This is a genomic window from Agrobacterium vaccinii (assembly GCF_021310995.1).
Classification (GTDB): domain Bacteria; phylum Pseudomonadota; class Alphaproteobacteria; order Rhizobiales; family Rhizobiaceae; genus Agrobacterium; species Agrobacterium vaccinii.
Genome location: NZ_CP054152.1, coordinates 127,249 through 149,354 on the forward strand (window position 1 = coordinate 127,249; position 22,106 = coordinate 149,354).

Annotated in this window: 23 protein-coding genes and 1 pseudogene; 10 read left to right on the forward strand and 14 right to left on the reverse strand. The window is 56.0% G+C overall.

Features of this window, described 5'->3' with window-relative positions; translation table 11 throughout:
• Window positions 1-73: 73 nt before the first annotated feature.
• The 7 genes from HRR99_RS22870 to HRR99_RS22900 form a co-directional block, all read right to left on the reverse strand.
• The gene (locus tag HRR99_RS22870; protein WP_111838606.1) at window positions 74-1,069 is read right to left on the reverse strand and encodes a DctP family TRAP transporter solute-binding subunit; all 996 of its coding nucleotides are present in this window, start codon (window positions 1,067-1,069) and stop codon (window positions 74-76) included.
• 48 nt (window positions 1,070-1,117) lie between these two features.
• Window positions 1,118-2,005 carry an NAD(P)-dependent oxidoreductase gene (locus HRR99_RS22875; RefSeq protein WP_111838875.1) on the reverse strand — a complete coding sequence of 296 codons (888 nt, stop codon included), beginning with the start codon at window positions 2,003-2,005 and terminating at the stop codon, window positions 1,118-1,120.
• Window positions 2,006-2,010: 5 nt separating this feature from the next.
• Window positions 2,011-2,325, reverse strand: a complete 315-nt coding sequence (locus HRR99_RS22880; RefSeq protein ID WP_111838876.1) for a putative quinol monooxygenase — start codon at window positions 2,323-2,325, stop codon at window positions 2,011-2,013.
• A 5-nt stretch (window positions 2,326-2,330) separates the two neighbouring features.
• On the reverse strand, window positions 2,331-3,689 hold the full coding sequence (locus tag HRR99_RS22885) for an NAD(P)H-dependent oxidoreductase (protein WP_111838607.1): 1,359 nt from the start codon (window positions 3,687-3,689) through the stop codon (window positions 2,331-2,333).
• A gap of 375 nt (window positions 3,690-4,064) precedes the next feature.
• Window positions 4,065-4,358: a type II toxin-antitoxin system RelE/ParE family toxin gene (locus HRR99_RS22890; protein WP_081880185.1), complete on the reverse strand. Its 294-nt coding sequence runs from the start codon at window positions 4,356-4,358 to the stop codon at window positions 4,065-4,067.
• The gene (locus HRR99_RS22895) at window positions 4,355-4,663 is read right to left on the reverse strand and encodes a type II toxin-antitoxin system RelB/DinJ family antitoxin (RefSeq protein WP_233125019.1); all 309 of its coding nucleotides are present in this window, start codon (window positions 4,661-4,663) and stop codon (window positions 4,355-4,357) included. Before HRR99_RS22895 ends, HRR99_RS22890 begins: the two co-directional genes overlap by 4 nt.
• A gap of 71 nt (window positions 4,664-4,734) precedes the next feature.
• The gene (locus HRR99_RS22900) at window positions 4,735-5,136 is read right to left on the reverse strand and encodes a DUF2513 domain-containing protein (protein WP_233125020.1); all 402 of its coding nucleotides are present in this window, start codon (window positions 5,134-5,136) and stop codon (window positions 4,735-4,737) included.
• Window positions 5,137-5,327: 191 nt separating this feature from the next.
• Here HRR99_RS22900 and HRR99_RS22905 point away from each other — a divergent pair, with 191 nt between their 5' ends.
• Window positions 5,328-7,643, forward strand: coding sequence for a hypothetical protein (locus HRR99_RS22905; RefSeq protein WP_233125021.1), 2,316 nt, complete (start codon window positions 5,328-5,330; stop codon window positions 7,641-7,643).
• A gap of 249 nt (window positions 7,644-7,892) precedes the next feature.
• On the forward strand, window positions 7,893-8,369 hold the full coding sequence (locus HRR99_RS22910) for a VOC family protein (RefSeq protein ID WP_233125022.1): 477 nt from the start codon (window positions 7,893-7,895) through the stop codon (window positions 8,367-8,369).
• A 324-nt stretch (window positions 8,370-8,693) separates the two neighbouring features.
• Here the strand turns inward: HRR99_RS22910 and HRR99_RS22915 are convergent, their stop codons facing one another.
• Window positions 8,694-9,638, reverse strand: coding sequence for an NAD(P)H-binding protein (locus HRR99_RS22915; protein ID WP_338422851.1), 945 nt, complete (start codon window positions 9,636-9,638; stop codon window positions 8,694-8,696).
• On the opposite strand from HRR99_RS22915, the gene HRR99_RS22920 reads away from it, so the two are divergent.
• Window positions 9,618-9,926, forward strand: a complete 309-nt coding sequence (locus HRR99_RS22920; RefSeq protein WP_233125117.1) for a TetR-like C-terminal domain-containing protein — start codon at window positions 9,618-9,620, stop codon at window positions 9,924-9,926. The two genes, HRR99_RS22915 and HRR99_RS22920, sit on opposite strands and share 21 nt — an antisense overlap.
• Before the next feature lie 53 nt (window positions 9,927-9,979).
• On the opposite strand, the gene HRR99_RS22925 is transcribed toward HRR99_RS22920, so the two are convergent.
• Both HRR99_RS22925 and HRR99_RS22930 read right to left on the reverse strand, forming a co-directional pair.
• Window positions 9,980-12,034, reverse strand: coding sequence for a 2Fe-2S iron-sulfur cluster-binding protein (locus HRR99_RS22925; RefSeq protein ID WP_233125023.1), 2,055 nt, complete (start codon window positions 12,032-12,034; stop codon window positions 9,980-9,982).
• A 53-nt stretch (window positions 12,035-12,087) separates the two neighbouring features.
• Complete coding sequence (locus HRR99_RS22930) at window positions 12,088-12,699, reverse strand: glutathione S-transferase family protein (RefSeq protein WP_045232692.1); 612 nt, start codon at window positions 12,697-12,699, stop codon at window positions 12,088-12,090.
• Between the two features lie 120 nt (window positions 12,700-12,819).
• Between HRR99_RS22930 and HRR99_RS22935 the strand changes: the two genes are divergently transcribed.
• The gene (locus HRR99_RS22935) at window positions 12,820-13,713 is read left to right on the forward strand and encodes a LysR family transcriptional regulator (protein WP_233125024.1); all 894 of its coding nucleotides are present in this window, start codon (window positions 12,820-12,822) and stop codon (window positions 13,711-13,713) included.
• 49 nt (window positions 13,714-13,762) lie between these two features.
• Here HRR99_RS22935 and HRR99_RS22940 read toward each other — a convergent pair.
• Window positions 13,763-14,555: pseudogene (locus HRR99_RS22940) on the reverse strand (aldolase).
• A gap of 21 nt (window positions 14,556-14,576) precedes the next feature.
• A complete protein-coding gene (locus HRR99_RS22945) occupies window positions 14,577-15,278 on the reverse strand; it encodes a haloacid dehalogenase type II (protein WP_233125025.1) in 702 nt (233 codons plus the stop codon).
• 84 nt (window positions 15,279-15,362) lie between these two features.
• Between HRR99_RS22945 and HRR99_RS22950 the strand changes: the two genes are divergently transcribed.
• From HRR99_RS22950 to HRR99_RS22960, 3 genes are all read left to right on the forward strand, one after another.
• On the forward strand, window positions 15,363-16,238 hold the full coding sequence (locus tag HRR99_RS22950) for a LysR family transcriptional regulator (RefSeq protein ID WP_233125026.1): 876 nt from the start codon (window positions 15,363-15,365) through the stop codon (window positions 16,236-16,238).
• A gap of 272 nt (window positions 16,239-16,510) precedes the next feature.
• Window positions 16,511-16,975, forward strand: a complete 465-nt coding sequence (locus HRR99_RS22955) for a nuclear transport factor 2 family protein (RefSeq protein WP_233125027.1) — start codon at window positions 16,511-16,513, stop codon at window positions 16,973-16,975.
• A gap of 2 nt (window positions 16,976-16,977) precedes the next feature.
• A complete protein-coding gene (locus HRR99_RS22960; RefSeq protein WP_233125028.1) occupies window positions 16,978-17,544 on the forward strand; it encodes a TetR/AcrR family transcriptional regulator in 567 nt (188 codons plus the stop codon).
• Between the two features lie 27 nt (window positions 17,545-17,571).
• On the opposite strand, the gene HRR99_RS22965 is transcribed toward HRR99_RS22960, so the two are convergent.
• A complete protein-coding gene (locus HRR99_RS22965) occupies window positions 17,572-18,213 on the reverse strand; it encodes a TetR/AcrR family transcriptional regulator (RefSeq protein ID WP_233125029.1) in 642 nt (213 codons plus the stop codon).
• A gap of 60 nt (window positions 18,214-18,273) precedes the next feature.
• Between HRR99_RS22965 and HRR99_RS22970 the strand changes: the two genes are divergently transcribed.
• The 3 genes from HRR99_RS22970 to HRR99_RS22980 all read left to right on the forward strand — a co-directional run bounded on the left by HRR99_RS22970 (window position 18,274) and on the right by HRR99_RS22980 (window position 21,385).
• On the forward strand, window positions 18,274-19,326 hold the full coding sequence (locus tag HRR99_RS22970) for an NAD(P)-dependent oxidoreductase (protein WP_233125030.1): 1,053 nt from the start codon (window positions 18,274-18,276) through the stop codon (window positions 19,324-19,326).
• Window positions 19,327-19,501: 175 nt separating this feature from the next.
• Window positions 19,502-20,350 (forward strand): alpha/beta fold hydrolase, encoded by an 849-nt coding sequence (locus tag HRR99_RS22975; RefSeq protein ID WP_233125031.1) that lies wholly within the window; start codon window positions 19,502-19,504, stop codon window positions 20,348-20,350.
• Window positions 20,351-20,371: 21 nt separating this feature from the next.
• Window positions 20,372-21,385 carry an ankyrin repeat domain-containing protein gene (locus HRR99_RS22980; protein ID WP_233125032.1) on the forward strand — a complete coding sequence of 338 codons (1,014 nt, stop codon included), beginning with the start codon at window positions 20,372-20,374 and terminating at the stop codon, window positions 21,383-21,385.
• A gap of 139 nt (window positions 21,386-21,524) precedes the next feature.
• Here the strand turns inward: HRR99_RS22980 and HRR99_RS22985 are convergent, their stop codons facing one another.
• Window positions 21,525-21,866 (reverse strand): hypothetical protein, encoded by a 342-nt coding sequence (locus HRR99_RS22985; RefSeq protein WP_233125033.1) that lies wholly within the window; start codon window positions 21,864-21,866, stop codon window positions 21,525-21,527.
• Between the last annotated feature and the right edge of the window lie 240 nt (window positions 21,867-22,106).

Below are 22,106 nucleotides of genomic sequence, written 5' to 3' on the forward strand. Positions count from 1 at the left end.
ATGTCCTTTCAAAGGAGTACATGAACGGATGAGAACCGACACATTGCCCCACAGGCAACGTGTCGGAAAAGCATCAATTCGTAGTGACGAAAGTATGCGTGCGATCGAAGAAGGACTGATCCTTGACCAGAGCGGAGAACTTGTCGGACAGACCTGCCGCGACATCGACAAACGCCTTGCGCTGCTCGTCGGTCAATTCGTTCACCTCCACACCGTTTGCCTTCAAAGTCGCAATGGATTTTGCGATGTCGGCATTATCGTTCTCGGCTTTCCAAGCTTCCGTTTCTTTGGCGGCATCATTCAGTGCGGCCTTCAAGGCGTCGCTCAAACCCTCGTAGCGTGCCGGGTTCATGCCAAGGACCCAGGCGTCCGCAATGTGGTTGCTGATCGTTGCGTATTTCTGGACTTCGTAAAGTTTTGCGCTGACCGGCACGTTGATCGGATTTTCCTGACCGTCAACCACCCTTAACTGCAAAGCGTTGTAAACTTCGGCGAAAGCCATCGGTGTGGGTGCTGCACCCATGGCACCGAAGAATTCGACCCACAACGGATTGTTGGGAACGCGCAGCTTCATGCCCTTCATGTCAGCGGGCGACGTGATGGGAAGCTTGGAATTGGTGATCTGGCGAAGGGGTCGCGACCAGAGATCGAGGCCTTTGATGCCGATTTTGCTTAGATCTGATTGGAGTTCCTGGCCAAGGTCGCTATCCAGATATGCCTGCAACTGCTTGATATCGCGGAACTGATAGGGAATGGCGATGGCAGTGAATTTCGGATTGAATGTCGCGTAAAGCGATGTGGAATTGAGCAACAGGTCAAGCGAGCCCCCGGCCAGTTGCTTTACGCCAGCCGACGGATCACCCCCGTAGAGCGTACCATTCGGGAAGACCTTGATGGTCAATTCACCGTTCGTCTTCGCAGACACGATTTCTGCGAATTTCTTCGCAGCCAGCGTGATTTCCGAGGTGTCAGAGTCCGGCGTTGACAGTGTCAGCGTCTCGGCATGTGCGATGGAAACAGACATAAAGGCTGCCGCAGCGATCAAGCTACGAATCCCGTTGCATTTCATGGTTATTCCTCCCTTTGGTGGTCAAGTCGCACGCATTCAACACGTTTATTATGCATTCATGCGTTTTAGTTCGCGGATAATTCCGCTGTGATCCAGGTCGCCATCGCCATTATCGACCATAGCCTGGAAAAGCCGATCGACCTCCTCGCCGATCGGTAGTGTCAAGCCACGACTTCGCGCAAACGCCAGAGCCGTGGATGTATCCTTCACCTGATATTTGGCCGGTCCGCCAGGCACGAAATTGCCTTCGACCATGCGCAGACCATGTTGACGGAAAACGGTGGAGTCCGCAAAGCCACCAAGCAGCGCTTCACGAACCTTGGCTGGATCCGCACCGCCGCGTTCGGCAAGCGTCAGTGCCTCGGCAACGGCGCATATCGTCGATGCGACAATCAGTTGGTTTGCAAGTTTCGTCAGCGCGCCGCTGCCTGATGGCCCGACATGTGTAACCCGTCCAAGACAGGCGAAGATCGGGCACAGACTGTCCACCACCGCGCTGTCTCCACCGACCATAATTGCCAGCGTGCCTTCAATAGCCCCTTTTTCCCCGCCCGAAACCGGTGCGTCGAGACACTCGATGCCGCAGGCGGCCGCAGCCTCAGCGATCGCAACGGCTGTTTCCACTGGAATGGAACTCATCACGATAAGTGTGGCGCCTGCCGTCATGGCGCTCACGACGCCGCTATCGCCAAGCAAAACCGCTTCGCAAACGGGACCTGAGCTCAGCATGCAGATAACCACATCGGCTTTGGAGGCTGCCTCCGCGGCACTGCCGACAGTGGTGACGCCCGTGTCATGCAATGCCGCTGCCTTTTCCGATGTCCTGTTCCACGCCTGCACCTTGTAACCCGCGCCTGCCAAGCGACCGGCCATGGGTGCACCCATGATGCCGGTACCGATGACGGCAACGGTTGTATTGCGCGTTTGCTCGTCCATTCCGCTCATGGGTAGTACCGTGTGGAAAAGCGGACGGGCCGCTCTTCCACGATCAATGAAGGGAAAGCCTCTCGAAAGCGACCGAGATGAGGCGTTTCCAGATGAGCATCGAACGCTTCGCGGCTGTCATAAACCTCGTAGAAGACAACGACGTCGTCCGAGCCTTCCGGACATATAACGTCGAACTGCCGGCAGCCCGGCTCGTCGGCAACGGAATGCATGGCATCATCCCGCGCCGCCTCCAGGAAAGCCGCAAGGCTATCCGGTTTCACCTGAAACTCTGCGATCACTACGAAGGCCTTGTTGTTCGGCGAGTTCATGCTGCTCACTCCGCCGCTATTTTTGCCGGGCGGAAACGATTTTCCATCTCTTGGCGAAGTCCGACCACATCCAGGTCCTTCACGAGCTCCACGTCATCGTAGGAAACAATCTGGTCCTTCTTGATCGCGCGCTTGAGTTTGACATTGTGTGCAAGCCCGATCGGAAGCGCCTTGAGGTCAAGACTGCGGCTGGCAGGGATTGCGTTGGCCCAAACGGCGTAGCCGCCTTCGCCGTCCAGCATTTCACCTGGCTGCATGTCCTTCTTGGCGGTCGCGACTGCATCCCCCCGGAACTCCTTTGAGCACCCTGTCGGCTCATTACGCAGGACTGCGGACAAAACGCTGATCGAGGTTTCGAGACCGATGATGTGGAACGGGCGCCACATGGAAGCATACCAGCCGGATGGATCTGTCAGAAGGCCGTATTGCTTGAAGCAGGAACGCGCATACTCATTGTGCGCCTTGAACGTGACGAAGACACCATAACGGATGTTGTTGAACACCTCACGTCCGTCCGGCTCTTGGCTGGCAGCAATATCAACGAGACCGGAGCGTGCCATGCGGCCGCCGTCGGCAACCGGGCGAAACACGCGGGCCAGGTCATGCAGGCCCGCTGGCGGGAAAGCCAGACCGTCATCCGGGCAATCCAGACCGGTACCATTGGCAACAGCCGCCATTTCGATCGCAGCCTTCGTGCCGTCGGTAAAGGAGTTGTAGAGCTTCGGATTGAGATTGTCAGCAGCCACCTGTTCCGCTGTCCAGCCGAACAAGCCCCAGACCGTATCCGGCGTGGAATAGCGGTAGCGTGGCTCGAAATTCATACCCTTGCCAGCCGATGTTATTTCGAAGCCCGTTGCTCTGGCCCAATCGACCAGTTCACAAATGAGGGCTGGCTGGTCACCGTAAGCCATGGAATAGATCAAGCCCTTGGCACGCGCTTTTTCAGCGAGGATGGGACCCACCATCACGTCAGCCTCGACGTTGACCATGACCACATGCTTGTTGTGCTCGATAGCGCCGAGTGCATGGCGAGTGCCGGCAATCGGGTGGCCAGTTGCTTCAATAATGCATTCGATCTCACCGCATTCGAACAGCGCGTTGACATCGTCCGTGACAAACGTCGTACCGTTCTTGACGGCGTCTGCGCTGCTCGTGGCGGAATAACGCTCCTTCGGCCAGCCAACCCGGTTCATCGATTCCTTCGCCTTGCCCACATCGAGATCGGCAACTGCAACCATGTGGAAACCATCGATACGCTGCGCCTGAGCAAGCACCATTGAGCCAAACTTACCGGCGCCAATCAATCCCACCCGAACTGGCTTACCACCGGCCGCGCGCAACGAAAGAAGAGAATAGAGATTCATTAAACAAAGTCCTCAGCTAGGGAATGAATGTGAGGAGTGCTCCGCTTAGCAAAGCCGCATGAGTTTCACCACAGCCAAGCGGTGCGCTTTGCTGGTTCAAGGTGGCTACGATGCGTCAAATCTCCTCCAAGAAGCGCGCGGCTAACCGCCACTCCCAGCTGCCTCCCGAGCAGCTAAGACAAACTTATGGCACTGAAGAAATTAGCTCAATTTAGAAAGTCGCGAAAACACGTTAGATTTTCTAACCTATGCTTTCTTCGTTGCGAACTATCATCATTCCCTGGCCTCGCGTCTGTCACTTTTGGAGTTTGGAAATAACAAACTTGAAAGGAATCGAACCGCAAACATCTTAATCCGAAAGCTATCAGGCTAAGGCTAACTGGTTGAAAGAGCTTCAGGCCATTCCTGAGCCCCGTGCAAGACACGCAGTACTCGAACCGTAGCTTCTGTGATTGTGTACGCTGCGACGTAAGGCGTTCCGCTGATTACAAGCTCACGTGTCCCAGCAATTCTCCCGACTCTGCCACTTGCTGGAAAATCGATCAGGCGACGGACTGCAACGACGATACGTTCGTCGACCAAAATGGCAGCGGCCGGGTTTTCCAACTCGATAAAAGTAAAAATTGCGTCGCGATCCGATAAGGCAAACGCAGACCAGGTTAGTCTCAAGACGTTATACCCGCCGCGTTATTGCGCGCAGCCTGCCGACGCTTTTCGAAATGAGCCTCGACTTCATCGTCGGAAATATCCGGTCTTGTGTCGTTTAGCGCCTCAAGCACCTTAGCACGAAACCAAATATCGTGAGCCTCGCTGCCTGAAAAAAGTTCAAGCGGCAACACGCCCTCGTTGGCGGTTCTCGTCAGCAATATACGGACCGCGTCTGACACCGTAAGTCCCATACCTTCAAGAACTAGGGACGCTCGGTCACGAACGTCAGCATCGATACGAGTTTGAACGAGCGCATTTGCAGCCATAGCTATCTCCAGATTGATATCTAATAGTAATGCAATTGAATTACAAAATCTAGCGTTCGTCTTTGGCCAATCTACTTTTTAAGTGCGATACCAACCTGCGATGATAGCTGCTCAGAAATATAAGCGATAGCAACTGCCTTCGCGATCTCGAAGGTGCCTCCTCCCGCCTTTTTCAAAATAGCGTTGGTATGATCCCAAACGTCTTTGCGTCGGACACTGTCTAGGAACTCGTGGCCGCTCCAACTCAGTCCACGAAAGGTTACTGAAATTGAAGGCTGCTTTTTGATCCTTAACGGCAGAAGGAAACCGGCATCATCCAGCAGGTGTAGATGATAATGGATAACGTCGTCACGGTACCCCTCAACGGCAACCTCAGGACTGCTGCCAGTTAATAATAGTCCGCCGGTGCCACCAATCTCCATTGCGTCCAACTTGAGCAGAAGCTCGCTGATCAGAGCCATATCTCGCGTCATAAATTCGTATCTCCTGCCAACAATTTGGAAGCTAGTACATCCGAACATGCGCTCGAGTGGAAGTTCCCTAAACGAACTACGTGCCTCAAAACATATTGATGCGCGCACTTTTGGATCATTAATATCTCGTTAACCCAATTCCCTTAGCAAGCCGCCCCCGGGCTGGGCTGTAATCTGCAAGGGAAACCTGAATGAGCATAGATCAATCGGCAATCGTCTTTCGGCGCAAGATTTCCAGCTTCTGCGAGATGAAGTTGGCACCGCTTACGGATGCAAAGCACTTTCGCGCACTTTCACAATATATGATCGGTCTGATTGACGACCGGATGCTTCCTCCCATGCTCGGCAGGCATGTCAACTGGGAAGAAATCTCGTTGGCATGCGGTCTTGAGCAAATATCAGCAGAACTCAGGAGGGTCGGCCAGTACGGTTTCGATGCCATCTCACGCTGGCTCGCTGAAACCGGGCGAAGCCGCAAAAGACCCTCGGCCGCACGCAAAGCAGCAAAGACACACAGCCGCGTAACAGGTCTCTCAAGCAAACAAGCTTCTGACGCGGCAAACTCCAGTTATCGATCAAAGCCTGGCCCAAAACCCAAGCCCATCGAAGAGTTCCCGGAACCGCTTTTCGAGACTTACGAAGAACCGGTATCTTTTCAGGCTGCTCTTCAGTTTCAAATCGACCGCTTCGGCGAGAGCTATTACCATTTGCATCGTGCCATATTCCGAGACGGCGATGCTCTTGAAGCAACGACATTGTTGAGCTGGTTGAAGGGAACGAAAGTACCGCGCAGTGTGGCAAACCTGGAAATCCTCAATCGAATAGAACGCCGGTACCGATTGCCACTTGGTTATTTCAAGGAAAAGCTTCCTCACCAGTCTCGTGCCGGGATCGGATATGATGTCGGTGACGATGTATCTCCCACAGAGCGCCGACGTCTAGCATGGCATCTGCCGGATGATTTCAACTTACTGCCAGAGGAGAAGCGTGCGGAAATCCTTGAATGGGTAAGGCGGGTTATTCTAACCGGTGCGACGGACTATCGTCGTTATCAGGCGCTGGCGACGAAACAACGTTATGCCATCCGCTTTCCTGGCGTAACCTACGGCGGCTCTCATAGACCGATGACGTCACCAGGTAAGATGGTCGATGGATATAAGAATGAGATAGAAGACCCCGATATGCTTTCCGGGGTAATCGACGCACCTGCCCAACTTGCGCTCGAAATGGCCAATCTGATGTCGTTCAAGACCGCGACCCTGACGGCAGTCGGCTTCAAGCGCAATGGAGTTTGGGGCGAGGAGACCGCATCTCAGAAGCTCGAACATCTTGGCTTGATGTTTGGCGCTCTCGCTGCCTCACCTGAAGGCGAAGTCGCCGGTAGAGGTGTGCCGCTCAGTGCGTTGACGTTTGGCCTCTTGGTTTTTCCCAGTGTGTGGGATTGGTATCTACAGTGGCGTGAGCGGCGACGCGGCTTCTACACGGCTTGGGAAGCGGACATGCTCAGCATCTCATTATCGCTCACCCGGGAGGAAACCGGTTGGATCAGGCAGCATCCTGAACTCATCGAGCGCGTGGTGCCGGTAAGTGGCTTGGTTACAAAGGAAGAGATTGCCTTCGCCCGACGTGATTGGCATGCTTGCTGCGATGCGTTCCATTCCCATGCGAGAAATCGCATCAGGGAAATCCAGCGGGTCATGCGTGTCCATCGAGACCCTTTCGAGCCAATCATGTGCGTGCTTGAGGCACCGAGCCCTCTTGCAGAATATCGCAAGATTACGGACGAAATCCTTCTCCGTATGCCCGACAAAGACCGCTACCCGAGAGCTGCAGCAGAATCCGTACGCTCGTTTCTCATGCTGCGATTGGGTCTCCATCTCGGCCTACGTCAAAAGAACCTGCGGCAACTCCTGTTTTGCCCGCGTGGACACTTCCCCACCTCTGAAAGGCGGCTTGAAGAAATGCGGCGCGGAGAAATCAGGTGGAGCGATAGAGAGCGAGGTTGGGAAGTGTTGATCCCGTCCGTTGCATTCAAGAACTCCAACTCATCGTTCTTCGGATCGAAGCCTTTCAGGCTTATACTGCCCGATCTGCTCGATCTCTATCACTACATCAACGCTTACATCGAACGTCATCGAAAGGTTCTACTTGGTCAGGCTACCGATCCGGGGACGTTTTTCGTGAAAACCGTCAAGCTATCGAGCGCCGATGCGGCGTATAATCAGACAACATTCTATGAAGCTTGGCGTCTCATCATCCAACGCTACGGCATCTATAACCCCTACACCGGTCGCGGAGCGATCAGTGGCTTGCTGCCACACGGCCCGCACAATGTTCGGGACGTGTTGGCAACGCACATTCTGAAACTCACCGGCTCATATGAGCAGGCGAGCTACGCCATTCAGGATACGCCGGAGATGGTTCAGCAGCATTACGGACGTTTCCTTCCACAGGACAAGGCAGCACTTGCGGCAAAAATACTGAACCAGGTGTGGGAAGCTGCTTGAAGAGAAGTAGGCTGGCGATGCCGCAAACATCGCCAGCGTTTCAGTGATTAGATCCACTGATCCAGCGAACTGCTTTCTCACTGATTGTACTGCGAGCTATGGATTCGAAAGGGGCATGAACAGGGGTAGCTCTTGAGGGGAATCGAACCCGAGCTATAAAATGGTTAAAGGGATTGCAAGTGCTGTGACTTGTTTGGCGAATGGCTTACTGTAGCGGGAGGCAACTGTTCGATATGAGAGGATTAAAAAATGGCCGAAGATGCGGGCGTGATAGCTGTGGACCATACGGGGTTCTCGGTCGCCTCGTTGGAGGAGGCGATCCAGTTCTGGACTGAGGCGATGGGTTTCGACCTTACTCGGCGAGGAGAGATGGGTGGGGAGTTCCTACGGGAGGCCACGGGGGTTGACGATCCGCGTTGCCGAATGGCGCTGGTGACTGCTCCAAATGGCTTCCCTATCGAGCTTCTCGAGTATTCGACAGGCCGTACGTTGGGCCAGACACCTCGTAGCGCGGGTGCGATCGGCGCCGCGCACATCGCCTTCACGGTTACGGATATCCGCACGGCCATCGCGCGGGTTGAGACGGCGGGGTGGGCAGTGAAGGGTTCGCCGCAGCCGATACCAGCCGGCCCCCGATGCGGAACAATGGTCGCGTACATCTCCGGCCCGGATGGTATTACCATAGAGCTGATGCAGCCGCCTGTTGAACATTCCCGCGTCGTGTAACGCCCCTTCGGTCCGGGAAAGCTGAACCTTGTGAGGGTTTTCCGTTCCATTGCTAGGAGCCCTCTACGCCTACTGGGTTTTTCGCAGCAAGATCGATCCTGACGAAGGATACCACGAATGGTGCCCTTGCGTTCAAAGCGACTATTACGGTTCGTCAGCATCTGGCTGGCGAACTTGTTTTTTCTCAGTGTTTCCTCATTCGCGATCAGAGTAACGATCTCGGAAGAAGGCGTTATACAAACGCCTTGAGAGGATTCGAACCATCGGGCCGCGCTTCTTTCTTACCATGCACGCGCTCTGTGGATGGCGTTGTGGAGGTCGACTTCATGATAGCCAGCGCTGATGGTTTTCCCGAATAAATACGTCCGCTGATTTCGGTGCCTGTCTCGTTAGCACAAACACACAGTCGGTGACGCGGTCTTCATTCCCGTCCTCTATCCACTTATCCATTGAAGCGAGCGTCTGCGCATAATCCTTATCCAGACCACCCGCGTGATATCGCTCGGCAAGTTGATCGACGTCGAGATTCACATGTCGGATGTTACGGCCAAGAATGCTGCTCAGCTTGGACGCAATATCCGCGTAGGACAACGTTTCGTGGCCCGTCAGAATGAAATACCTGTTCCAGGATTTGTCTTCCAGCAGAGCGCTGACAGCCGCTCTGGCGATATCGGTTGCGTCAATGAAGCCAACCCGGCCCGATCCAGTTGCCGAGTAAACGGCATTCTCTTGCCGGATAGTGATCTGGTGCTGTTGGTGAGAAAAATTCTGTAGGAACCAGGTGGGGCGCAAAACTGTCCACTCTGGAACGTTGTCGGTAAGATAAGCGTGGATCTGCCCCATCATCGGCCCACCGGCTTCCAACGACGACGCGCTGAGCAGGACAAAGCGCCGGACACCGCAGGAGCGCGCAATATCGAGGACGGGCGGGACGACTGCACCATGGTCGCTCGTATTTGTCGGAGCGACAATGTACACAGCATCTACCCCATCAAAAGCTCTCCGCGCAGTTTCCGGCTGCTGCCAGTCAAACAGAACCTCGCTTTCGCGAGACGGAGTGCGCGTGCCTATCTCTGGAATGATCCCCCGCTCTCTCAAGCCCTCCACAACCAATCGTCCGGTGGTTCCGGTTCCGCCTGTCACAAGGATTTTCGCTGACTTATCTTTTTCCATCATTGAGCCTCCGTCGTGACAGGTGAAGGTTTCGCTGCCGAGAGAAGGATAAGCGGGTTCCAGTATCTGCTGACGATGAGGCGCGCCCTCCGTCATCGGCTCGTGCGCAGGATATTGCCTGATATTTATGCAGAAGCCGCTCGCGAAAGCGAACTCGTTGTCGCATTGAAGAGGCTGGCTCAGGCGCGTCGCGCTGCGGGGTCTGCGATCATCGAGCGAGCCATCGCACGCGGCGAGCTCAATGCGAACATCGACGTTGAAATGGCTCTGGATATGATCCCATCCGCCCTCTATTGGCGCATGATCGTGACAAACCGCTCGATGACCAGAGCCCAAATCAAGCGACAAGCGAGAGCCCTCAAAGCTGCGATGCAATGCCTCTGAGGTTGTACGAGACAAGCGAGCCATAAAGTCCTCTGACAAAGAATTCACATCGCCTACAATTCGAGCTGCAAATCCTTGTCCCCTTCTGCAGGAACCGAACAGCAGATCAGCGCCTCGCCATTTGCTACCGCATAGCCTGGCTCAGAGAGATAACTGACGTCACCCTTGACGATCTTCGTTCGGCAATCCCCGCAGTTACCGGCCCGACAGCCATAAGGTGGGTTGAGGCCACTTTGTTCTGCCAATTCCAGCAAGGACCCGCTGCCTGGCTTCCATTGCGCCTGTTTTGACGATTGTGTGAAGACGACTGGCGTCGGAACCGAAGCGGCAGGCTTGCGCGGCTTCGTTGATACCTGAACAGCGTGATCACGCTTCAGACCGGAGGGGCCGAATGCTTCCGCATGAATACGAACGTCTGCGATATTCAGTCCGCGCAGCCCATCATACATTGCCTGCATAAAGGACGACGGTCCGCAGATGTAGAAGTCATAGTCGCCGAAGGGCAGATGTGTCTTCAACAGTGTCATGTCGATGCGGCCTGTCGCATCGAAAAGGCCGTCGTCATCGACTCCGGGCGCACCGAGCACCCTGATATCCCGAACGGTGCCTTCGCTGCGCCCCACCAGTTCGCCGATTTCGCTGTCGAACGCTCTTTCGGCAACGGTGCGCGACGACCTAAACAACCATACCGGGCGACGATAGCGCGTCCTGTCACCTGTATGGACGACATGACGCAGCATCGAAAGTAAAGGCGTTATGCCGATGCCAGCTGCAAGAAGCACGGCCGGACGGCTGCGCTCCATCGCGTCGATGGTGAACGCTCCAGAGGGTGATAGCAACTTGATCTCGTCGCCTTGCCGCATTTTGTGCAGGAGCGTAGACGCCCGGCCTTCACGCTTGATGCTTAGCCTATAGAAGCCGTCCGAGGGGGCGCTTGATATTGTGTAGCTGCGGCGGATCGTATCCGTCCCCTCCGTGATGCTGATCGGCAGATGCTGGCCTGCCAGATGCGGAATGACAGCCTCGTCATCCACCGGAGCAAGATGTAGCGAACGGATCGTTGAGCTTTCCTCGATGGTTCGCTCCACGCGGAAGCGCCTCCAGGTTTTTGCCTGGGCCGCGACCTTCAAGCGGCTTGCGGCCTCCTGCCAGGTTCCCGTCATCAAGCTGCTTGGCGACATGCCATCTTGAAGAAAGCTCCAGCGCAGTGGCAGTGCATCTTTGCGCAGCACGACCTTTTCCGGCATGACGCGCCAAAGCCGCTCGGCGCCCTCGAAGGCCGCGATCTCGGGTGAATCCAGGATGATCTCGACGCTTCCAGCGATCTGCAGCATGTCACCCGTCTCATGATCGACAAACAGTAGCCCGGCGCGCGGGTTGACGGCGAAATTGCCGAGCGTGTTGAAGAACAGGTTGCCGTTAAAATCCGGCACAGTCAGGCCACCATCGGCATCGACACGAACGAAACCGCGTCGGCCACCACGATGGGAGGCATCCACCTGCCGTCCTTCACCCTCTAGGTCCACATAGGACGCCACGAAGAAAGTGTCGGCGGCTTCGATAATGCTACGCTGATGTGCGTCGAGCCGATCTGACACAATCACTTCGCAAGATTGCCGCGTTGCTGGATCGCGCACGAAGCTGAACTGACGATGCTGGATGTAGCGAGGACAGTTGCCGAAGCTTTGTCCAACGGCAACGGAAAAACGGTCGCTGCTGCTGCGGACGACCGTACCGTTCATCCGGTTGCGTCGACGCGTGATGAGATCGACACCGACCAGACCGATCGGGTCGCCGTCGTTCATCCCGGCTTCGGCGGGATCAGCGGGATCGCTGGCGGCATCGATGCTGAGTGTCTGGGCATCGGGCGCCTGTAAAAAACCGGGATGTCCACTACGGATCGTCGCCCATGGATTGCCCTCGCCATCCACAGCTCCAATGACGATGAACGGCAGCATCGGATAGAACTCCCGATGCTGATCAAGCATGAACGTGCGCAAAACCTTACGCCCGACAGGGTCCATTTGTTCCAGCACCCCAGCGTGGCGCTGTATTTGCAGTTCCCCCGCATGCCAGGCCGACGATGGTGAGAGTTCTTCAGCAGGCATTCGAACCTCCTATGGAAACAGCGGCCGGGCCAGCACCCGGCCGCAAGGCTATGTCAGACTGCGAGGCCGATGGCCGTTTTCGGAAGAGCGACGAAACCGGGCAAAGCTTCGATCCGCGCCAACCAGTGACGGACCTCCGGGTACGGTGTCAGATCGACATTGCCCTCCGGCGCGCCCGCGATGTAGCTGTAGAGCGCGACATCCGCGATGGTCGGTGTGTTGCCGATGATGAAACGGTGATTTTCGAGTTCGGCATTGATGAGGCCGAGAATCCGGTGAGCGCGGGCAATCACTTCGTCGGCGCGGAAGTCTGCTCCGAATACCGTGATCAGGCGGGCCGCGCACGGACCATACGAAATTTCTCCGGCGGCAACGGAAAGCCATTTCTGTATCTTCGCGACAGAGGCGAGATCGTCGGGCATCCAGTCCTTGCGGCCAAGCTTCGTGGCAACATAGACAAGGATCGCATTGGAATCATTGACGACAACATCCCCATCGACGAGCACCGGCACTTGGCCGAACGGGTTGAGCTTCAGGAATTCGGGCGTCTTGTGCTCGCCGTTCGCCAGATCGAGGTCGATGATCTCAGCCTTCACGTTCAGCAAAGATAGGAAAAGACGAGCACGATGCGCATGGCCCGAAAGCGGAAAGTGATAGAGTTTCATGGTTTGCTCCCTTGAGGTCCGGACACCGTCATCCGGTAACGTAAGAAACCTATCGGGAACCATATTTTTAGAGTAGACGGTGTTTTATGTAACCATCCTCTCGTTTTATGGAAGGTAAATATGGATCGTCTCGACGCCATGGGTGTTCTCTTGTCAGTGGTGGAACATGGTAGCCTTTCCGCCGCGTCGCGCGCATTGCACTCGCCGCTACCGACGGTCAGCCGCAAGATCTCAGAGTTGGAGAGCCTTCTCGGCGTTCGCCTGTTCACCCGCACCAGCCGCAAAATCCTGCTCACCGAGGCCGGAGAGAGTTATGTCGTTGCGGCTCGTGAAATTCTCGAGAGGGTAGAGGAAGCCGAACGCCGCGCCACCGGAGAATATGTCGCACCCAAGGGAGACCTGACGATGACGGCACCAATCGTCTTCGGTCGCCTGCATGTCCTGCCAGTCGTCACGGATTTTCTGAAAGCTTTTCCGGACATCAACATTCGTCTGATTATGAGCGACCGGCCTATCAGTCTTGCAGACGAACATATCGATGTCGCCCTGCGCATCAGCCGTCTTTCGGACAGCAGCCTGATCGCTATCCGCCTCGGCTCCACCCGCACGACCGTCTATGCCAATCCCGATTATCTGAAGCGGCATTCCCATCCGTCCCATCCTGACGAACTCAAGCAACACGATTGCATCGCGTTCGAAGGCGTGCTGTCGACACGGTTCTGGACGTTCCACGACGGCGCAAAAGATATCGCGGTGCCAATCCGGACGCGCCTTTCCGTCAATACGGCAGAAGCTGCGGTCGACGCTGCGGCGTCCGGTCTCGGCATAACTCGGGTCATGGCCTATCAAGCAAAGCGCGCAGTCGATGCTGGCTTGCTGGTGCCACTGCTGGAAAACTTCGAACGAGAGACGTCGCCGGTTCACCTCGTCCATCTATCGGACGGCCTCATGCCCCTGAAACTCAGGACGTTTCTGGACTTTGCGACGCCACGGCTGAGGGCCTTGTTGAAATAGATACAAGCGTGTAGCGCGTCCCGAGGTTACATTCCGGGACGCAAAAAGATCAGGCGCTATAACCAGGGTCCAGCCTATCGAGAACACGGCGCAGGCTTTCCAGATGCAGTCTGGCGCTTTCGGGGTCGCCTTCCCGCATTTGCCTTGCCGTTTCCGCTGCGATTTCGAGCGAGACTGGCAGCAATGCTCGACCTGTACTCATTGCCTTTAGCTGGACTTCGGCCGCACGCTCCAGATAGTAAAGATCGTCCCAAGCCTCGGCAATGTTCGGTGCGCAGACCATCACGCCGTGGTTTTTCATGAACAGGATATCCTTGTCGCCGAGCACGGAGGCAATCCTGTCGCCTTCGCTCTCATCCAGAGCAAGACCATTATAATGCTCATCGATTGCCACGCGGCCATAGAATTTGAGCGCGGTCTGGCCAGCCCAGACCAGTGGCTCGCCTTCCAGCATACTGAGGGCAGTCGCATTCGGCATGTGCGTATGAAAAGCGGCCCCCACACGCGGAGCCATTTTGTGCACACGCGCATGGATGAAGAATGCGGTCGCTTCCGGCACGCCGTCACCCGGCAATCACATTGCCCTCGAAATCGCAGATCAGCAGCGAGGACGCCGTCGCCTCCTGAAAGGCCCAGCCCAGGCGGTTGACAATGAAGAGATCCGAATGCCCCGGCACCACCGCGGAAAAATGATTGCAGATGCCTTCCTCAAGACCGAGGCGCGCCGCTGTTCGAAGGCAGGCGGCAAGATCGACCCTTGCCTGCCATATCTCGTCCGTTTCCAGAGAAGTATTGCGCCGTGGCGCAAGCTGGGCTTTGGGAATATTCAGTTCATGTGCCATATGGGCCTCCTCAGCAATCCGTCACATCCAGCCTGCGGCAGAAAGCACCGCTGGCACCTTATAGAGGGTTGGTACAATAGCATTTGGTCGGTAGTCCTCCAGCGGCTTGCGACCCCTTCCTCGATCGACCCAGACGGTACGAAAGCCAAGTTCGCGCGCGGCCACGAGGTCGAGATGCGGGCTGGCGCAGATATGCACCAGATCCTCCATGCCGATATCAAGGCTTTCCCAGGCATGATGGAAGGTCTGCCGTGACGGTTTATAAGCTCCAGCCTGCTCGGCGGTGATAACGCGATCAATATGGCCGCCAAGCTGGGAAACGTTTCCGGCAATGATTGCATCGTCGGTGTTCGAGATGATCGCCAAGAGGAAACCCGCGGCCTTCAGCTCTCCAAGTGTTTGGACAACCTCCGGAAAAGGCGGCATCTTGCCGATCGAGGACGTGAGAATCTCGGCGTCGGCGGTCTCGAACGGCAGCCCGAAATCACCCATAGCGCGCTCCAGCGCAAGGGCACTGACCGCAGCAAAACGACGATGAGGCCGCTCCGCCTCCAAGGCATGTTCATGTTGGTCATAGGCTGAGATAAAGGCCTTCTGGTCAACACCAGTGCCTTTTGTCGTAAGTATCCGGTCCATTGCCGCGAGCAGTCCCTCGTCCCACTGGATCAAGGTTCCGTAGCAATCGAAAGTCAGCCATGTCGGCTTTTGTCCGGTCAATGTCATGTGTTATCTCCTTTTTCCTGAGATTGACAAACTCCCACAACATTGCACAATTAAATGTGGTGATATCTTTCAGTGGAAATTCAAATGAGCTTTGGTTTCGATCTCGATCTTTTGAAAACTTATGCTGCGGTGGTCGATAGTGGCGGCTTCACGAAAGCCGCTGAACGTGTGCACCTGACGCAATCAACTGTCAGCCAGCAGATAAAAAAGCTGGAGGGTAATCTTGGCGCGCTGCTTCTGCGGCGCGACAAGTCGACAGGCACGATCGAGACAACGGAAGCTGGTGAATTGCTCCTGAGCTATGCGCGCAGGCTCCTCGCCACGGCAGAAGAGGCCGCTGAGGTGATGCGAAAGCCTTCGGCACCGCGCACGGTTCGCCTGGGTGTGCCGGAAGATTTTGCAGGGCGGCGCCTGATTGACCTTCTGACTGGGTTTTCTGCCGCATCCCCACATATTCGACTGGATACTGTCAGCGGCTGGAGCGCGGAACTTCGTCGCCTGCTGGACGCGCGCGAGATCGATCTGGCGCTGATCAAACGCGAGCCGGGCGATGGGCCTTGTATTGCAAGCTGGACAGAAGACCTTATCTGGGTGGAAAGTGCCACTCACGCCGCCAAGACCGACCCTGTGCCACTTGCCGTTTTTCCTGTCGGCTGCATCTATCGCGATCGCGCCATTCGCGCCATCGAGCGCAATGGCCGCCGCTGGCGGATCGCCTATACCAGCCAGGGGCTCATGGGCGTGCAAGCGGCCGTTGCCTCGGGCCTGGGCATAAGCCTCTTGCCATCCGACGCAGTTCTACCGGAGCATCGAAAGCTAAATTCGTCCGAAGGTTTTGACGATCAACCGGCGTCCGAAATCGCGCTGATCAAAGGACGGGGACCGCTCTCGCCAGAAGTGAAATCCCTCGGGCAATTTTTACGTCACAGTCTCGATAAGCAACTCAGCTCAAGTAGGTGAATGACGACTCGCTAAAGTGATGAATGCTCCAAATCCGCCGATTGACGCATTCATGTGCTGCTCAGGGGTTCACATTATGAGCCACGTAAGGCTTTGACGGTGCGCAGGTTGCGGGTTGTGACGTGATCGATGATTGCGCAAGGGAGTCCCTGCCGCTCGTCGTCGGTATATAGCTTCCCGGTCTTCGCATGCTTGACAGGTACGACGTCAGAGCACATTGTACTAATCGGTAAAAGTCGTACCAATCAGTATAAGTTTAAAAAGGATCCAACATGTCACGCCCTCCACTCCCGCCCTTCACCCTGGGAAGTGCAGTAGAAAAGGTTCGCCTGGCCGAAGACGGCTGGAACACACGCGATGCTGCCAGGGTCGCTCAGGCCTATACGCTCGACACGCGTTGGCGTAATCGCGTCGAGTTCTGCACCACTCGCGACGAGGCCCAGGCATTTCTGACACGCAAGTGGAACAAGGAGCACGACTACCGCCTCATCAAGGAGCTTTGGGCTTTTGCCGGTAACCGCATTGCAGTGCGGTACGCTTATGAATATCATGACGATAGCGGTCGCTGGTTCCGCGCTTACGGCAATGAGAACTGGGAATTTGCCGAGGACGGGCTGATGGCGCATAGACATGCCAGCATCAATGAAATGCCGATCTCCGAAAGCGAGCGCCTGTTCCAATGGCCGCTCGGCCGTCGGCCGGATGACCACCCTGGCCTCAGCGATTTGGGTCTCTAGTCATGGCCCGCATGGTTGCCGAAAGATCTGACACCATAGCTCCCCTCGCCGAAGTGTTCCGTGAACACGGCTATGAAGGGGCAAGCCTTGCTTTGATTGGCAAGGCTACTGGCCTCGGCAAGGGCAGCCTCTACAACTTTTTTCCTGGTGGGAAAGAAGAGATGGTGCGGGCTGTCCTCACAGAAATCGAACAGTGGTTCGAAACTGCGATATATGCCCCCTTGCGGAACGGGAGCGATGCCAATGCTGCTATCAATGCGATGCTTGATGCCATCACGGATTACTTCAAATCTGGCAGGCGTGTATGCCTGGTTGGCGCCTTGGCCGTCTCCAATACACGAGACCGCTTCTCCCAGGCCGTTCGGGGTTATTTCGCAAGCTGGGTAGACGCGTTGCAAGCAGCGCTCGTTCGGCAGGGCCAGCACGATGAACGAGCGCGTATCCTCTCGGAAGATGCCGTGCTTTCCATACAGGGCGCAATAGTGTTGTCGCGCGCGCTGGACAACCCGGCCGTGTTTCAACGCGCCATGGACCAGCTCCGGAGGCGACTACTGGTTATTGAAATATGACCGCTCTGCTCAGTTACTGTTGAAAAACTAAGAGTTGTTGGCGCCCGGCATCAATTCTCGAACTTCACCTGGGGCCACAGCTCCAATGAGAACCGAAAACACCTCCTCTGCCTCAGCAGCAGAGCAATTCCCGCGCGTAACTGCGGTTGTTAACGCGTCTCCTGCTGCAACCAAAGCTGCGGAAGCCAACGCCAACGATTCCGGCCGTAAGCTTGAGTGAGGCCGTAGAACTTCCACGAACATTTCGATCACAGCGTCGACTAACTCCTGGTAAACGCCTGCTTTCTCTTCGCTTCCTGCAAGCGCCGCGCCGACAGCATGAAATTCGTCACCCTGATCGGTTCCGCAAGCCAGATAGGTTTTAGCCAAAGCCGAAACAGTCTCTTCCGCAGATCGATTTTGCTCAGCCATAAGCGTGCGAAACGCGGTGATGCGTTCGGTGTCTATCCAACGATAGAGTTCAATCAACAGACCTGTTCTGGTCTCGAAATGCTCGTAAGTCACAGGCTTGGAGACGCCCGCACGCACTGCCAGATGGCCTAACGTCAGCCGATCAGCACCTTCCTTCCGAACGATTAAGCGCGCCGTCTCCAGGAGTTGCTGACGCCGCTCGGGCTTTGAAAGACGGCCCGCGGTCCTGTTGTCGACAGCGACTTTTGGTTTTTCCACTTGCGTACCTACTTTTAGTAACCTACCATATGTAGGTATTAGTAAAACATAGGTGTCGCAATGTTACAAGCTTCTGAAAGTCTGCACGACCCAATCCTGATTATCGGCGGCGCTGGTGAGGTCGGGCGCTGGGCTACACGCTTCTTGCGTGACCAACATCCTGATGTACCAATCCTCATTGGCGGTCGCGACGAACAACGGGCGATACGAGCAGCAGCAGCTGTCGACGGCGCGTCTGCGGTGGTCGTGGACCTCACTGCGTCCGACCTGGGGTTAGGCGAGCGGCGCGTCTCGGCAGTCGCAACGCTGTTCACCGATGAGACTGGGGCAGCTCTCCGCTGGGCCCAGCAAAAAGGTGCCGGGTATATCAACATCTCGCCAAGCATCAGCGAACTCGGTTTGGAAACTGCGACATTCATGCAAAACCCTGCCGCCGCGCCCGTCGTTTTGGGTACAGAGTGGCTGGTTGGTGCGACAAGCGTACCGTCGCTCCTGTTCGCCCGAGAATTTGGTCGTCTGGAAAACTTTCACATCGAGGCGGTGCTCGATGAGCAAGATGCGTTTGGACCTGCGGCAAATGCAGACCTTGAGCGCCAGATGTATGCGGGTGCTGCTGCTCTTATAAGAACGGCTGGCGCGTGGCGGTGGTGCCATGGCGACGAAACCAAGTCAAAGGTCCGCGCAATCGACGGTACCGAGTTGAACGCGAACCTGTTTTCGCCGAACGACGTCCTGTTGTTGGCAAACGCAACCGACGCACCTGATATTCGGTTCGACTTGGCCATCGGAATGAGCTCCGCCCGCCGGAATGGCGGACCGGTATCGACGGAAATTATCATCAACCTTTCGGGCCTGGATCACGCCGGGCAGCCGCTTCGGAAACGTCACGCGATCGTTCACCCCGGTGGGCAGATGCCGCTCACGGGTTTGGGTGTCGCGCTCGTTCTTGAACGCCTGGCTGGTCTCGAAGGCGATGCGCCTCGACCGGGTCTCTACTTCCCGGCCCAGCTCATCGATCACTCCACATACCTTGAAAGGCTTCGCGCTTCAGGTGGTGAAGTCATGGAATTGGAGCCGATCCAACACGCGCCGCAAGGCTCGCATCAAGCATAAATTGGAGCAGAAAATGAGCCATCCTAGTTTACTATCAGCCGCCACGGATCATCCCGTACTTCATTCGCAAATCGAGGCCAACGGTGACTCTTTCCATGTCGTTGAACAAGGCCGTGGTCCAGTCGTGCTTTTCTTGCACGGATTTCCAGACACTGTGGAAACGTGGCGTAGCCAGATGCAAGTTGTTGCAGAAAACGGGTACCGCGCGATCGCGCTGGACATGAGGGGTTTTGGCGACAGTTATTCCCCGGACGATCCAGCATTGTATAGCGGAGCCTTCATTGTTGGCGACCTGATTGGCATCCTTGATGCATTGCAGGTGCCTACCGCAACGATCGTATCGCATGATTGGGGCGCGGACCACGGCCAACGCGCAATGGTCATGCGACCAGATCGTTTCAACGGGATCATAACGCTCGGCATCCCGTTCCTGCCACGGGGCGAGTTGAGTACATGGGACATGCTACGCAGTCGCGGTCTCGGCGATCTCTATTACGCTTTCGACATGATGAAGGCGGAGACGGATGACCGGATCCGCGATGCCAGCAAGACTATCCCGAGTGCACTTTATTGGCTCTCGGGCGAGCCCGTCGAAGGAACCGGCTGGGACCCCATCGATGCAAAGCGGAATATGTTCCGACCTGCACCTGACGTGCTGCCGAGCTGGGCCGATCCAGCCTATGTGAAACACAACATCGAAACGTTCCAGCGAACGGGGTTCCGAGGGGGGCTGAACCAGTACCGTGGCGTGCAGGCGACGTTTGAGCATCTCGCTGCCTACAAGGATGTGCTGATCAAGCAGCCATCGCTTTATATTTGGGGCGATGCAGACGGGTTGTGCCGACTGTTCCACCCGGTCCCACCGACAGTGGAAGAAATGCGCGAGACAGCGCCTGGCCTCGTCGATGTCGTGCGCCTGGAAGGTGTCGGTCACTGGCCTCATCATGAGGCCCGCGAACGCGTGAATGCCGAAATCATCAAATTCCTGAACGGCCTGAATGCCACCGTTTCAGCAACTGCCTAATCGATCAAGGAACATACGATAATGACACTTTCTCACGCACTTCGTACAGGCGATCTTGCTTCGGTCAAAGGCGCTATTGACGCCGGGGCCGACGTCAATGCTCGAGGCTCCGATGGTCTTACGCCATTGATGATCGCGTCTGCGCTTGGGCAGGCACAAGCTGTTGCTTTGCTCCTGACCGCCGGGGCGGACGTGCTGGCGGCGGAACCTCGAATGGGGGCAACGGCAATCCACAAGGCAGCACAGTCCGGCAGCGCCGATGTGATCGGGATGCTCTTGGACCACGGAGCCTTCATCGATCAGCAATCGCCCGTTCTTGGTAACACAGCCTTGATGGATGCCGTGCTTCACAAGCACGAATCTGTCGTGCGGGTTTTGCTGTCGCGGCGCGCTCGGACCACGATACGGAATTACTGGCAACAGACCGCGCTCGACATCGCCAAGTATGACGACCTGCAGGCAATCTCAGCGTTGATTGAGGAACGAGATGAGGCAGATGAAAAGCACATCGCGGGCATGTTAACCGTCTCATCAGTCAAGGCCGGCAATATTGAGGAGGTGAAGCGGCTGATCGCAGATGGTGCGGATTTTGAGGTTCGGGTGCCAATAACCGGGACGTTCGATGACGACTACACGCCTCTCGGTCTCGCAGTTCGCGAAGGCCATGCCGAAATAGTGCGCGTATTGCTGGATGCTGGGGCAGATCCCCGCCGTACGATCGGTCTCATGCGTGGTTCGCCACTTCACGATGCTGCCTATTTCGGAAAGGCGGATCACATCGATATCTTGACGTCATCAACAAAGCAGGGGGACACACAGGTTGAGCTCGATGCACAGGGTCCTTACAATGGCCTGACCGCGTTGCACGATGCTGTGTGGCATGGATATGTGGATGCTGTTGCGTCGCTGGTCCGCGCCGGTGCTCGCCGTGATTTGAAAACCCACTCGGGTCTGACACCACTGAGCCTCGCGACTTTCTACGGCTATGACCGGATCGTTGAAATCCTGAGCAACGACAGTCAGCAGGCTGCCTGAGCACACCACATCGAAATTGCGTTTGTCGCAGCAAGTGCTGCGGCGACGCATGAGGGGCGATGAGCATAAGCACGAATTCTCTGCCGGGATTGTTAGTCAGCTCTTAATTGCGTTCCGCGCACCAAGAGGAAGCATTCCCTTAAGCTCGAGGTCGCAACCGCATTGCAAGCGCTGATGCCGCGATGGCAGGAAACGACAAGGCAAGCAAAAAAGGGAGGCCGATCATGATTGAAGGGTCATTGTTTGCAGCCACCAGCGCGGGTAATTGGGCAAATGTGATGATCGCTCCTGCGTACCACATTTTTCTGAAAAACCACGCGATTAGTCCAGATATGATCACAGACAACGGATATGCAGCGTACCAGTATGCGGCGGCATCCCAAGGTTCACTAACGTCGCCCAGATGACACACAAGTTGCCAGAAAAATAGGCCAAAGATCAATGTTGCGACCGGTGCTGTCCATCGCGGGTTCATCATCATTGGATCACAGGCTCCTTTGGTGAACAAAAATACTCGGACAAGGATGTTTCGCCTAAAGCTACGGCGAAAGTAAATCCGGTAATCATCCCAACGGGATCACGATTTATGATAACAGTGGGACAGACAAGTTGCTGGCCGGTCGCACAAATAGATGCCCAAATCTCCTGAACCAGACTTTCAGATGCCAATTAACTTTAGGCCCCACAGCGCGGCCCTCTATCGCTAGTCGCTGCGGGTGGT